7 protein-coding genes, 2 tRNA genes, 3 rRNA genes and 2 pseudogenes are annotated in these 13,731 nt (G+C 54.4%); 3 read left to right on the forward strand and 11 right to left on the reverse strand.

What is annotated here, in order from left to right; all coding sequences use genetic code 11:
* Nucleotides 1-7: 7 nt before the first annotated feature.
* From LJU32_01610 to tyrS, 9 genes and pseudogenes are all read right to left on the reverse strand, one after another.
* Nucleotides 8-759 (reverse strand): annotated as a pseudogene (locus tag LJU32_01610) (pantothenate kinase).
* A complete protein-coding gene (birA, locus tag LJU32_01615; GenBank protein WKV89211.1) occupies nt 749-1,702 on the reverse strand; it encodes a bifunctional biotin--[acetyl-CoA-carboxylase] ligase/biotin operon repressor BirA in 954 nt (317 codons plus the stop codon). Before birA ends, LJU32_01610 begins: the two are co-directional and overlap by 11 nt.
* Before the next feature lie 132 nt (nt 1,703-1,834).
* Nucleotides 1,835-1,950, reverse strand: a 5S ribosomal RNA gene (rrf, locus tag LJU32_01620).
* Between the two features lie 153 nt (nt 1,951-2,103).
* Nucleotides 2,104-4,996, reverse strand: a 23S ribosomal RNA gene (locus LJU32_01625).
* A gap of 247 nt (nt 4,997-5,243) precedes the next feature.
* Nucleotides 5,244-5,319 (reverse strand) — tRNA-Ala (locus tag LJU32_01630).
* A gap of 30 nt (nt 5,320-5,349) precedes the next feature.
* Nucleotides 5,350-5,426, reverse strand: a tRNA-Ile gene (locus LJU32_01635).
* Between the two features lie 81 nt (nt 5,427-5,507).
* A 16S ribosomal RNA gene (locus LJU32_01640) occupies nt 5,508-7,043 on the reverse strand.
* Together the 16S, 23S and 5S rRNA genes with 2 tRNA genes alongside form the textbook arrangement of a ribosomal RNA operon.
* 293 nt (nt 7,044-7,336) lie before the next feature.
* The gene (locus LJU32_01645) at nt 7,337-7,516 is read right to left on the reverse strand and encodes a hypothetical protein (protein WKV89212.1); all 180 of its coding nucleotides are present in this window, start codon (nt 7,514-7,516) and stop codon (nt 7,337-7,339) included.
* A gap of 80 nt (nt 7,517-7,596) precedes the next feature.
* Nucleotides 7,597-8,796 carry a tyrosine--tRNA ligase gene (gene tyrS / locus LJU32_01650; GenBank protein ID WKV89213.1) on the reverse strand — a complete coding sequence of 400 codons (1,200 nt, stop codon included), beginning with the start codon at nt 8,794-8,796 and terminating at the stop codon, nt 7,597-7,599.
* A 212-nt stretch (nt 8,797-9,008) separates the two neighbouring features.
* Between tyrS and LJU32_01655 the strand changes: the two genes are divergently transcribed.
* Nucleotides 9,009-10,433: a peptidoglycan DD-metalloendopeptidase family protein gene (locus tag LJU32_01655; protein ID WKV89214.1), complete on the forward strand. Its 1,425-nt coding sequence runs from the start codon at nt 9,009-9,011 to the stop codon at nt 10,431-10,433.
* Nucleotides 10,434-10,436: 3 nt separating this feature from the next.
* A pseudogene (locus LJU32_01660) lies at nt 10,437-11,527 on the forward strand (anhydro-N-acetylmuramic acid kinase).
* A gap of 69 nt (nt 11,528-11,596) precedes the next feature.
* Here LJU32_01660 and erpA read toward each other — a convergent pair.
* A complete protein-coding gene (gene erpA / locus LJU32_01665; protein ID WKV89215.1) occupies nt 11,597-11,947 on the reverse strand; it encodes an iron-sulfur cluster insertion protein ErpA in 351 nt (116 codons plus the stop codon).
* A 168-nt stretch (nt 11,948-12,115) separates the two neighbouring features.
* A complete protein-coding gene (gene argC / locus LJU32_01670) occupies nt 12,116-13,150 on the reverse strand; it encodes an N-acetyl-gamma-glutamyl-phosphate reductase (GenBank protein WKV89216.1) in 1,035 nt (344 codons plus the stop codon).
* Nucleotides 13,151-13,284: 134 nt separating this feature from the next.
* Between argC and hemJ the strand changes: the two genes are divergently transcribed.
* The gene (gene hemJ, locus LJU32_01675) at nt 13,285-13,713 is read left to right on the forward strand and encodes a protoporphyrinogen oxidase HemJ (GenBank protein ID WKV89217.1); all 429 of its coding nucleotides are present in this window, start codon (nt 13,285-13,287) and stop codon (nt 13,711-13,713) included.
* The last annotated feature ends 18 nt before the right edge of the window (nt 13,714-13,731 follow it).

The following is a 13,731-nucleotide window of genomic DNA, read 5'->3' on the forward strand; positions in this document are numbered from 1 at the left end:
ATAAACCTCAGGACAAGGGACACGCCATGGCCAAGCCGACGAAAACAAGATCGGGTACAACCCGAGCATCAGGCACGACGCCACCAACCAGATCAGCATCCCCTCCCGTAATGAAAACGAGGTAGTTTTCGCCCCAATATGCTTGAGCCAGCTCTAATTGAGTGAGCACGAAGCCCCTCAACATCAACGAACACCCGCGCTCCACCGCTTCTGCGGTAGTCCGCCCCGGCACATGACTGGAGAGGGCGCGCTCCGCCGCCTGATCCCCGTAGCGAATTTTACGAGTATGAGTGCGCAGCTGGTTTCGCATCAAAGGCAAACCAGGACAGATGAACCCACCGAGATGCTCACCGTCAGCCGCAACAAAATCAGCAGTGACCGCTGTACCAAAGTCGAGAATCAGGCAAGCATCGCCGGCAGCCAGGTGAAAACCCCCAAGCATCGCTAGCCAGCGATCAAGCCCTAGACGCTCATAATCCTCGTAGCCGTTACGAACGCCGGACATCTCACGAGCGGATTTTGCACATACGACAGGTATCGTGAATTCACGCTCAATAAGATCGATTAACGCGCCTGTTTCTTCGTCAGTCCTAACGCTGACCAAACGACAGTTGCGCAGTGACAGCGCATTTATGATGCGCAGGCTCTCAATCAAAGCCAGATCGGAATCTACCACCCTTCCGAGACCACTTCGCACGCCAAGCCATTGAGCACGCGCCACTTTATAAAACTGTTGCCGCAGTCAAGCTCAAGAATCATCACGCAACCTCAGGCTGAGCTCTCCGCCACTAAAGACTTGTTCAACACCGCCTACCATCAAGCGCAACCCGCCCTGATTATCGATGCCGAGCACAACCCCTTCGATATGACTGTTACCCGCAATCAATGAAACAGTGCGACCCTGCCACAAATGATTTTCCGCCCATTCTGCTTGCAAACCAGCGAATCCATGGGTTTGGTGCCTACGGATATAGGTGTTCAGCTGATTGCTAAGCTCAACCACCAAAGCGTTGCGATCACAGGCCTGCCCAGACTCAAGCCTTATGGAAGTCCACTGCTGGTCGACCTCTTGTGCAACCTGCATATTCACATTGATTCCTACACCCAGCACAACATGACAGACATCTGCCGGATCTCCGACGAGCTCAAGTAGGATCCCGGCAATCTTCTTGTTTCCCACCAAGACATCATTGGGCCATTTCAAACCGGCGTTCGACACCCCCGAGCTTCGCAAGGTCTGCATGACGGCCAAGCCAACAACAAGGCTCAGCCCTTCAAGCTGGCGCATTCCGCCGTCGATACGGAGCACAAGGCTGTAATAAAGGTTTTCCGCAAATGGGCTTACCCACTTACGACCTCGACGACCACGGCCTGCCAATTGTCGCTCCGCGAGCAGCAAAAACGGCGCGGGGGCACCGTCATTGATGGAGCGCAGAGCTTCGGCATTTGTCGAGTCGACAGAGTCGAACACACGCACCGGCCATGGAGGCATCTTCTTGGTTATTTCAAGAGGATCAAGGAGCGTCAGAGGCGTCGACAATTGATATCCACGACCGCGAACTTTATGGATCGACAGGCCAAGTTCAGCTTCAAGCTGTTGTAGCTGCTTCCATACAGCACTTCGGCTAATTCCCAAGGCAACGCCCAAGTCCTGTCCGGAATGGAATCGTCCATCCTTCAGTAGATTCACCAACGTCAGCATGCAGGTATCGCCTCACAATGAGGTCCGCATAATAGCCATGCCCCGGGCCGTTGCATAGAAATCAAGCGGACACATTTCTCGCAGGCAAAACAAAACCCCAACTGCTTTCGCAATTGGGGTTTCGGAATTTAATCTTGACGATGACCTACTCTCACATGGGGAAACCCCACACTACCATCGGCGATGCATCGTTTCACTGCTGAGTTCGGGATGGGATCAGGTGGTTCCAACGCTCTATGGTCGTCAAGAAATTCGGGTACTGACTCGTGACCAGATGGTCTCGCTTCAGCAAATTGGGTATGTGACAGCTGGTGTTTGTGCGTTTCGAACTTTCGGTTCGTTTCGTCTTCACACACCGCAATCTGGTGCCTTCTCAGGTCAGCAAATTGCTTGGGTGTTATATGGTCAAGCCTCACGGGCAATTAGTATTGGTTAGCTCAACGCCTCACAGCGCTTACACACCCAACCTATCAACGTCGTAGTCTTCGACGGCCCTTCAGGGAACTCAAGGTTCCAGTGAGATCTCATCTTGAGGCAAGTTTCCCGCTTAGATGCTTTCAGCGGTTATCTTTCCCGAACATAGCTACCCGGCAATGCCACTGGCGTGACAACCGGAACACCAGAGGTTCGTCCACTCCGGTCCTCTCGTACTAGGAGCAGCCCCTCTCAAATCTCAAACGTCCACGGCAGATAGGGACCGAACTGTCTCACGACGTTCTAAACCCAGCTCGCGTACCACTTTAAATGGCGAACAGCCATACCCTTGGGACCGGCTTCAGCCCCAGGATGTGATGAGCCGACATCGAGGTGCCAAACACCGCCGTCGATATGAACTCTTGGGCGGTATCAGCCTGTTATCCCCGGAGTACCTTTTATCCGTTGAGCGATGGCCCTTCCATACAGAACCACCGGATCACTAAGACCTACTTTCGTACCTGCTCGACGTGTCTGTCTCGCAGTCAAGCGCGCTTTTGCCTTTATACTCTACGACCGATTTCCGACCGGTCTGAGCGCACCTTCGTACTCCTCCGTTACTCTTTAGGAGGAGACCGCCCCAGTCAAACTACCCACCATACACTGTCCTCGATCCGGATAACGGACCTGAGTTAGAACCTCAAAGTTGCCAGGGTGGTATTTCAAGGATGGCTCCACGCGAACTGGCGTCCACGCTTCAAAGCCTCCCACCTATCCTACACAAGCAAATTCAAAGTCCAGTGCAAAGCTATAGTAAAGGTTCACGGGGTCTTTCCGTCTAGCCGCGGATACACTGCATCTTCACAGCGATTTCAATTTCACTGAGTCTCGGGTGGAGACAGCGCCGCCATCGTTACGCCATTCGTGCAGGTCGGAACTTACCCGACAAGGAATTTCGCTACCTTAGGACCGTTATAGTTACGGCCGCCGTTTACCGGGGCTTCGATCAAGAGCTTCGCGTTAGCTAACCCCATCAATTAACCTTCCGGCACCGGGCAGGCGTCACACCCTATACGTCCACTTTCGTGTTTGCAGAGTGCTGTGTTTTTAATAAACAGTCGCAGCGGCCTGGTATCTTCGACCGGCATGAGCTTACGGAGCAAGTCCTTCACCCTCACCGGCGCACCTTCTCCCGAAGTTACGGTGCCATTTTGCCTAGTTCCTTCACCCGAGTTCTCTCAAGCGCCTTGGTATTCTCTACCCAACCACCTGTGTCGGTTTGGGGTACGGTTCCTGGTTACCTGAAGCTTAGAAGCTTTTCTTGGAAGCATGGCATCAACCACTTCGTCACCCAAAGGGTAACTCGTCATCAGCTCTCGGCCTTAAGATCCCGGATTTACCTAAGATCTCAGCCTACCACCTTAAACTTGGACAACCAACGCCAAGCTGGCCTAGCCTTCTCCGTCCCTCCATCGCAATAACCAGAAGTACAGGAATATTAACCTGTTTTCCATCGACTACGCTTTTCAGCCTCGCCTTAGGGACCGACTAACCCTGCGTCGATTAACGTTGCGCAGGAAACCTTGGTCTTTCGGCGTGGGTGTTTTTCACACCCATTGTCGTTACTCATGTCAGCATTCGCACTTCTGATACCTCCAGCAAGCTTCTCAACTCACCTTCACAGGCTTACAGAACGCTCCTCTACCGCATCATCCGAAGATGATACCCGTAGCTTCGGTGTATGGTTTGAGCCCCGTTACATCTTCCGCGCAGGCCGACTCGACTAGTGAGCTATTACGCTTTCTTTAAAGGGTGGCTGCTTCTAAGCCAACCTCCTAGCTGTCTAAGCCTTCCCACATCGTTTCCCACTTAACCATAACTTTGGGACCTTAGCTGACGGTCTGGGTTGTTTCCCTTTTCACGACGGACGTTAGCACCCGCCGTGTGTCTCCCATGCTCGGCACTTGTAGGTATTCGGAGTTTGCATCGGTTTGGTAAGTCGGGATGACCCCCTAGCCGAAACAGTGCTCTACCCCTACAGTGATACATGAGGCGCTACCTAAATAGCTTTCGAGGAGAACCAGCTATCTCCGAGCTTGATTAGCCTTTCACTCCGATCCACAGGTCATCCGCTAACTTTTCAACGGTAGTCGGTTCGGTCCTCCAGTCAGTGTTACCTAACCTTCAACCTGCCCATGGATAGATCGCCCGGTTTCGGGTCTATTCCCAGCGACTAGACGCCCTATTAAGACTCGCTTTCGCTACGCCTCCCCTATTCGGTTAAGCTCGCCACTGAAAATAAGTCGCTGACCCATTATACAAAAGGTACGCAGTCACAGAACAAAGTCTGCTCCCACTGCTTGTACGCATACGGTTTCAGGATCTATTTCACTCCCCTCTCCGGGGTTCTTTTCGCCTTTCCCTCACGGTACTAGTTCACTATCGGTCAGTCAGTAGTATTTAGCCTTGGAGGATGGTCCCCCCATATTCAGACAAAGTTTCTCGTGCTCCGTCCTACTCGATTTCATGACTAAGAGATTTTCGCGTACAGGGCTATCACCCACTATGGCCGCACTTTCCAGAGCGTTCCGCTAATCTCAAAGCCACTTAAGGGCTAGTCCCCGTTCGCTCGCCACTACTAAGGGAATCTCGGTTGATTTCTTTTCCTCAGGGTACTTAGATGTTTCAGTTCCCCTGGTTCGCCTCTTGCACCTATGTATTCAGTACAAGATAACCATCTTATGATGGCTGGGTTCCCCCATTCAGACATCTCCGGATCAAAGTCTGTTTGCCGACTCCCCGAAGCTTTTCGCAGGCTACCACGTCTTTCATCGCCTCTGACTGCCAAGGCATCCACCGTATGCGCTTCTTCACTTGACCATATAACCCCAAGCAATCTGGTTATACTGTGAAGACGACATTCGCCGAAAATTCGAATTTCTCAACTAAGAGAACTCACAAATTTTACCTTAGCCTGATCCGTTACCAGTGAAAGTAACGTTCAGTCTATCTTTCTATCACATACCCAAATTTTTAAAGAACGATCTAGTCAAAGACTAGAAATCAACATTCATCACCGAACCGGTGGAATGCTCATTTCTAAGCTTTCAAACTTCAGAAGCAGTAGTGGTGGAGCCAAGCGGGATCGAACCGCTGACCTCCTGCGTGCAAGGCAGGCGCTCTCCCAGCTGAGCTATGGCCCCGTATTTCTACAGGCGTTTCCCACACAAAATTGGTGGGTCTGGGCAGATTCGAACTGCCGACCTCACCCTTATCAGGGGTGCGCTCTAACCAACTGAGCTACAGACCCAATTTCGGGCTGCTTCTATCGTCTTCTTCAATGAATCAAGCAATTCGTGTGGGAGCTCATGCAGCAGCTGATGTCGTCGATTAAGGAGGTGATCCAGCCGCAGGTTCCCCTACGGCTACCTTGTTACGACTTCACCCCAGTCATGAATCACACCGTGGTAACCGTCCTCCCGAAGGTTAGACTAGCTACTTCTGGTGCAACCCACTCCCATGGTGTGACGGGCGGTGTGTACAAGGCCCGGGAACGTATTCACCGCGACATTCTGATTCGCGATTACTAGCGATTCCGACTTCACGCAGTCGAGTTGCAGACTGCGATCCGGACTACGATCGGTTTTATGGGATTAGCTCCACCTCGCGGCTTGGCAACCCTTTGTACCGACCATTGTAGCACGTGTGTAGCCCAGGCCGTAAGGGCCATGATGACTTGACGTCATCCCCACCTTCCTCCGGTTTGTCACCGGCAGTCTCCTTAGAGTGCCCACCATTACGTGCTGGTAACTAAGGACAAGGGTTGCGCTCGTTACGGGACTTAACCCAACATCTCACGACACGAGCTGACGACAGCCATGCAGCACCTGTCTCAATGTTCCCGAAGGCACCAATCCATCTCTGGAAAGTTCATTGGATGTCAAGGCCTGGTAAGGTTCTTCGCGTTGCTTCGAATTAAACCACATGCTCCACCGCTTGTGCGGGCCCCGTCAATTCATTTGAGTTTTAACCTTGCGGCCGTACTCCCCAGGCGGTCAACTTAATGCGTTAGCTGCGCCACTAAGAGCTCAAGTCTCCCAACGGCTAGTTGACATCGTTTACGGCGTGGACTACCAGGGTATCTAATCCTGTTTGCTCCCCACGCTTTCGCACCTCAGTGTCAGTATCAGTCCAGGTGGTCGCCTTCGCCACTGGTGTTCCTTCCTATATCTACGCATTTCACCGCTACACAGGAAATTCCACCACCCTCTACCATACTCTAGCTTGCCAGTTTTGGATGCAGTTCCCAGGTTGAGCCCGGGGATTTCACATCCAACTTAACAAACCACCTACGCGCGCTTTACGCCCAGTAATTCCGATTAACGCTTGCACCCTCTGTATTACCGCGGCTGCTGGCACAGAGTTAGCCGGTGCTTATTCTGTCGGTAACGTCAAAATTGCAGAGTATTAATCTACAACCCTTCCTCCCAACTTAAAGTGCTTTACAATCCGAAGACCTTCTTCACACACGCGGCATGGCTGGATCAGGCTTTCGCCCATTGTCCAATATTCCCCACTGCTGCCTCCCGTAGGAGTCTGGACCGTGTCTCAGTTCCAGTGTGACTGATCATCCTCTCAGACCAGTTACGGATCGTCGCCTTGGTGAGCCATTACCTCACCAACTAGCTAATCCGACCTAGGCTCATCTGATAGCGCAAGGCCCGAAGGTCCCCTGCTTTCTCCCGTAGGACGTATGCGGTATTAGCGTTCCTTTCGAAACGTTGTCCCCCACTACCAGGCAGATTCCTAGGCATTACTCACCCGTCCGCCGCTGAATCCAGGAGCAAGCTCCTTTCATCCGCTCGACTTGCATGTGTTAGGCCTGCCGCCAGCGTTCAATCTGAGCCATGATCAAACTCTTCAGTTCAAACATCTTTGGGTTTTTAAGAAACCCTAAACTTGGCTCAGCAATCATTGGTTACATCTTTGATTTCTCGCGGAGTAACTTGTGATGCTGATAATCTTGTTGACTATCAGTCTGACTGCACAAGCACCCACACGAATTGCTTGATTCAGTTGTTAAAGAGCGGTTGGTTAAGATCTTTCGTCTCAACCGAGGCGCGCATTCTACAGCAGCCTCATTTGCTGTCAAGTGATTATTTTCAGAAGTTTTCGAAGAATTCTTCAACAACTTCAACCACTTGCGCTTCCGATCTCTCGTTAGCGGGAGGCGAATTCTACAGCGTTAATCGCTGCTGTCAACACCTCTTTTTCTCCGCTTTCGACCGAGAAGATCGAACCGTTAAAAGAGCCAAACATCACCACCCTTTCAACTCCTTCCAGGCTTCGATGATCTGAAGCAAGCCACTGTCGAAAACTGCTTAACTCTTTGAATCTCAAGGAGTTTTCCGTTTCGACTGCGCCGGAAGTGGGGCGAATTATAGACCTCTAAAATTCGCCGTCAACCCCTAATTCCAACTTTATTCAGATTTCAGTGTGATGCGTGCAAAAGCCTTCTTGCCGGCCTGGCAAACGTGAGTCGCGCCCAGTACATATATAAAGGAGCGATCAACCACTTCACCATCAACGCGCACCCCACCCGCCGCCAACAGATCACGCGCCGCCGCCGAGTTCTTCACCAGGCCAGCCTTATTAAGGACGGCAGCGATTGGCATGTCTTCAGCCGAAGCCAGCTCAACCTCAGGCAAGTCATCTGGAAGCTCGCCATCTTTCATGCGGTTGCCAGCGCCACGGTGAGCATTTGCCGCTGCCTCTTCACCATGAAAACGCGCAACGATCTCTTCAGCCAGCTTGATCTTGATATCACGCGGGTTCGCGCCAGCCTCAACGTCAGCCCGGAATGAGTTGATCTCATCCATCGAGCGGAAGCTGAGCAACTCGAAGTAACGCCACATCAGCGCATCCGGAATGGAAACCAGCTTGCTGTACATGACGCCCGGCGCCTCCTGGATACCGACGTAGTTGCCCAGCGATTTGGACATCTTCTTCACGCCATCCAGACCTTCCAGCAATGGCATGGTGAGAATGCACTGAGCTTCCTGACCATAACCACGCTGCAGCTCGCGCCCCATCAGCAGGTTGAATTTCTGATCGGTACCGCCCAGCTCGACATCCGCGCGCAGCGCGACCGAGTCATAACCCTGAACCAACGGATAGAGAAACTCGTGAATAGCGATTGGCTGGTTGGTGGTGTAACGCTTGTCGAAGTCATCGCGCTCAAGCATGCGGGCCACGGTGTATTGCGAAGTCAGACGAATGAAATCCGCCGGCCCCATCTTGTCCATCCAAGTGGAGTTGAAGGCAACTTCGGTTTTCGCCGGATCAAGAATCTTGAAAACCTGAGTCTTGTAGGTCTCGGCATTTTCGAGAACCTGCTCACGTGTCAGCGGCGGACGCGTGGCGCTCTTGCCACTCGGATCACCGATCATCCCGGTGAAGTCACCTATAAGGAAGATCACCTGATGCCCCAGCTCCTGAAACTGACGCAGCTTATTAATAAGCACCGTATGACCCAGATGCAGGTCCGGAGCGGTAGGGTCGAAACCAGCCTTGATACGCAGCGGTTGGCCGCGCTTGAGCTTCTCGACCAGCTCGGACTCGACCAACAGTTCTTCCGCACCACGTTTAATCAGCGCTAGCTGCTCTTCAACCGACTTCATAACAGACCCGCAAGGCTCAGATTCAAAGGGAACCAACCATACAAGAACGCGCACCAATTACAAGTTTTGCCCGGCGCACGGACACCAATCCACAGACCCGAGGTCTGTAGACTTGCTTCAGCGATGATTTGGTTATATTTTATACAGTTATTTCATCTTCATCATGTCATTCATCTTTTCCAATTCATCTATTTCAAAGTCAAAAATTACCTATGACCACTGAACCGTCTAAAGCGCCCCTGCTTTACCCGAAGACCCACCTGCTCGCCGCAAGTGGAATCGCCGCCCTTCTCAGCCTGGCGCTGCTGGTATTTCCCTCCAGCGATGTTGAAGCCAAAAAGACGACTCTGAGTCTTGAACTGGAAAGTCCTGCTGAACAACTGACACAAGATCAAGACGCTGCTGATGCGGCTCAAGCCACAAACGAGCCCGTAGCTTCGCCGTTCGCACAAATCGAAAACAGCGACGAAAACGCCGCGCAAACCGCTGAAACCGCGCCGGCACCTGTAGCGCCTGCTGAGAAACCAAAAGAACCCGGCCACCGTGAAGTCGTGGTTTCCAAAGGCGATACGCTGTCTACCCTGTTTGAAAAGGTCGGTCTCCCAGCAGCCTCCGTGCACGAAGTACTGGCAAGCGACAAGCAAGCCAAACAGTTCAGCCAGCTCAAGCGTGGTCAGAAACTCGAATTCGAACTGAATCCGGAAGGCCAGTTGACCAGCCTGCACAGCAAGGTCAGCGACGTTGAAACCATCACCCTGACCAAGAACGACAAGGGCTATTCCTTCAACCGCATTACCGCCAAGCCAACCGTGCGCACCGCGTACGTTCACGGCGTGATCAACAGTTCACTGTCGCAGTCGGCTGCGCGCGCCGGCCTTTCTCACAGCCTGACCATGGATATGGCCAGCGTCTTCGGCTACGACGTCGACTTTGCCCAGGACATTCGTCAGGGCGACGAATTCGATGTGATCTACGAGCAGAAAGTCATCAACGGCAAAGCGGTCGGCACCGGCCCGATCCTGTCCGCGCGCTTTACCAACCGCGGCAAGACCTACACCGCCGTTCGCTACACCAACAAACAAGGCAACAGCAGCTACTACACGGCTGACGGCAACAGCATGCGCAAGGCCTTCATCCGTACGCCGGTTGACTTCGCCCGCATCAGCTCGAAATTCTCCATGGGCCGCAAACACCCGATTCTCAACAAGATTCGCGCCCACAAAGGCGTCGACTATGCAGCGCCACGGGGCACGCCGATCAAGGCTGCCGGCGACGGCAAAGTGTTGCTGGCCGGCCGTCGTGGTGGTTATGGCAATACCGTAATCATTCAGCACGGCAACACTTATCGTACGCTCTATGGCCATATGCAGGGCTTCGCCAAAGGCGTGAAAACCGGCGGCACCGTCAAGCAGGGTCAAGTCATTGGCTACATCGGTACCACCGGCCTCTCCACCGGCCCGCATCTGCACTATGAGTTCCAGGTCAACGGCGTTCACGTCGATCCGCTGGGCCAGAAGCTGCCGATGGCCGATCCGATCGCCAAGTCCGAACGCGCACGCTTCCTTGCGCAAAGCCAGCCGCTGATGGCGCGCATGGACCAAGAGAAGGCCACGATGCTGGCTTCGAGCAAGCGCTAAGTCATGGCCCTGTATATCGGTGTGATGTCCGGAACGAGTCTCGACGGGCTGGACATCGCCCTGATCGAGCAGACCTCGGCGATCAAACTGATCGCCACCCACTACCTGCCAATGCCTGAATCCCTGCGCGCCGAGCTGCTTGGCTTGTGCGCCAGCGGCGCCGACGAGATCGCCCGCTCGGCGATTGCCCAGCAACACTGGGTTGAACTTGCCGCGTCAGGTATTCACGCCCTCCTCGCGCAACAACAACTCAAGCCCGATGCCATCCGTGCCATCGGCAGCCACGGTCAGACCATTCGCCATGAACCGGCGCGTGGGTTTACCGTGCAGATCGGCAATCCAGCTCTGCTGACTGAGTTGACCGGTATTACCGTCGTCAGTGATTTCCGCAGCCGCGATGTTGCGGCGGGAGGCCAAGGTGCGCCTCTGGTGCCAGCGTTTCACGAAGCGTTGTTTGAAGAGCGTAGCGGTAACCAGGCAGTCTTGAATGTCGGCGGATTCAGCAATCTCAGCCTGATTGAGCCAAGCAAACCTGTAGCCGGTTTCGACTGCGGCCCGGGAATGTTCTGATGGACGCCTGGATTCACCGGCAACGCGGCGAAAACTATGACCGGGACGGCAAATGGGCAGCGACCGGCAAGGTTGAACCAGCCCTGCTCACGGCACTGCTAAGCGACCCGTTCTTCGTGACCAAAGGCCCGAAAAGTACCGGCCGGGAAGTCTTCAATCTGCCATGGCTGGAACAGCATCTTTCGAACCTGCCAACCTTCGCAGCCGAAGACGTTCAGGCCACGCTGCTCGAATTGACGGCGCTGACCATCGTCGAGTCGCTACAAAGTGCTCAATCGGACACGATGGAACTGCTGGTCTGCGGCGGCGGCGCGCATAACGCCACGTTGATGAAGCGCTTGGCGGATCTACTGCCGGACACAAAGGTCGCCAGCACCGCAACTCACGGCGTGGATCCGGACTGGGTAGAAGCCATGGCCTTCGCCTGGCTGGCTCATTGCTGCCTCGAAGGCATCGCTGCTAACCGGCCAAGCGTCACCGGTGCTCGCGGCCTGCGCGTACTCGGCGCCATCTACCCGGCATAAGCTTCAGATACAAAAACGCCGCAAAACCGAAAGGTTCTGCGGCGTTTTGTTGTGTGCAGTGAAGTGCGATCAGATCGAGAACGACGACCCGCAACCACAAGTCGTTGTGGCATTCGGGTTTTTGATCACGAAGCGCGAACCTTCCAGACCTTCCTGATAATCCACCTCGGCACCGGCCAGGTACTGGAAGCTCATCGGATCGACCACCAGGCTCACGCCTTCGCGCTCGACAATGGTGTCGTCATCGGCCACGTCTTCATCGAAGGTGAAACCGTATTGAAACCCTGAACAACCGCCGCCCGTAACGAATACGCGCAGCTTCAAGCGATCATTCCCCTCTTCATCGACCAGGCTCTTCACCTTGTGCGCAGCACCTTGAGTGAATTGCAAAGCCGTGGGGGTGAAGGATTCGACGCTCATGCTGACTATCTCCCGGCGTTACGCCGCCATAATGCGTGATGACGCGCATTATCCGCTTGTCCTAGAAAATTGGTCAACTATTAGAGGAGCAGCGGCAAGCTTCAAGCGGTGAGCTTCAAGCTTGCCTCTGATCTCTTGTCGCTTGTGACTTGAAGCTCGTAGCTGCTTTTAAGGCAGCATGCCGGCGTGGGACAGGCCGAAGCGCTCGTCCAGGCCGAACAGGATGTTCATGTTCTGCACCGCTTGGCCCGAGGCGCCCTTGACCAGATTGTCGATCACCGAGAGCACGACTACGAGGTCGCCATCCTGTGGACGATGCACGGCGATGCGGCAGACGTTGGCGCCGCGCACGCTACGGGTTTCCGGGTGACTGCCGGCTGGCATGACATCGACGAACGGTTCGTTGGCATAGCGCTTTTCGAACAGTGCCTGCAGATCAACCGAGCGATCCGCTACTGTCGCGTAGAGCGTGGAGTGGATACCGCGAATCATCGGCGTCAGGTGCGGGACGAAGGTCAGACCAACATCCTTGCCCGCTGCGCGACGCAGGCCCTGGCGAATTTCCGGCAGGTGGCGATGACCTTTTACCGCATAGGCCTTCATGCTTTCCGACGTCTCGGAGTACAAAGAACCTACAGCCGCACCACGCCCGGCACCACTGACACCGGATTTGCAGTCGGCGATCAAACGCGATGCGTCGGCCAGACCGGCTTCCAGCAATGGCAGGAAACCCAACTGCGTTGCGGTCGGATAGCAACCCGGCACCGCGATCAGGCGCGCTTTCCTGATTTGCTCGCGATTGACTTCCGGCAGACCATAGACCGCTTCGTCCAGCAATTCCGGGGCGCCGTGTGGCTGACCGTACCACTTGGCCCACTCATCAGCATCTTGCAGACGGAAGTCGGCGGACAGGTCGATGACCTTGGTACCCGCCGCCAGCAGCTCGCCTGCCAAGGCGTGAGCCACACCATGTGGCGTGGCGAAAAACACCACATCGCAAGCGCCGAGGGTTTTCACGTCCGGCACGCTGAACGCCAGGCCGTCGTAGTGGCCACGCAGGTTCGGGTACATGTCAGCCACGGCCAGACCGGCCTCGGATCGGGAAGTGATGACGACCACTTCTGCCTGCGGATGCTGTGCCAACAGACGCAGCAGTTCGACACCGGTGTAACCCGTGCCGCCGACGATACCGACCTTGACCATAAACCTGCCCTCAACGAACCCACTGGAAAGCCGTCGATAATAGGGGCCGCGCGCGCCTGCGACAACCGCCAAGGTGACGCGCGGACGCTCAAGCCTCTACTATCTGGCTACCGTGAATGAGGGAATAACCAAAAATGCTCTATCTATGGCTCAAAGCGTTTCACATTGTCAGCATCGTCTGCTGGTTTGCCGGGCTGTTCTACTTGCCCCGCCTTTTCGTTTACCACGCGCAGAGCGCAGACACGATCAGCCAGGAACGCTTCAGTGTCATGGAGCGCAAGCTGTACCGCGGCATCATGGGCCCGGCGATGATCGCCACGCTGATCTTTGGTGGCTGGCTGATCTACCTCAACCCAAGCCTTTTCAGCCAGGGCGGCTGGATCCACGCCAAACTGACCCTGGTCGTGCTGCTGATCGGTTACCACCATATGTGTGGCGCGCAGGTAAAACGCTTTGCCCGTGGCGAAAACACCCGCAGCCATGTCTTTTATCGCTGGTTCAATGAAGTGCCGGTTCTGATATTGCTGGCTATCGTAATTCTGGTCGTGGTCAAGCCGTTCTAACTTCAATCGATACAGATC

The organism is Pseudomonas sp. B21_DOA (assembly GCA_030544685.1).
GTDB lineage: Bacteria > Pseudomonadota > Gammaproteobacteria > Pseudomonadales > Pseudomonadaceae > Aquipseudomonas > Aquipseudomonas fluorescens_AO.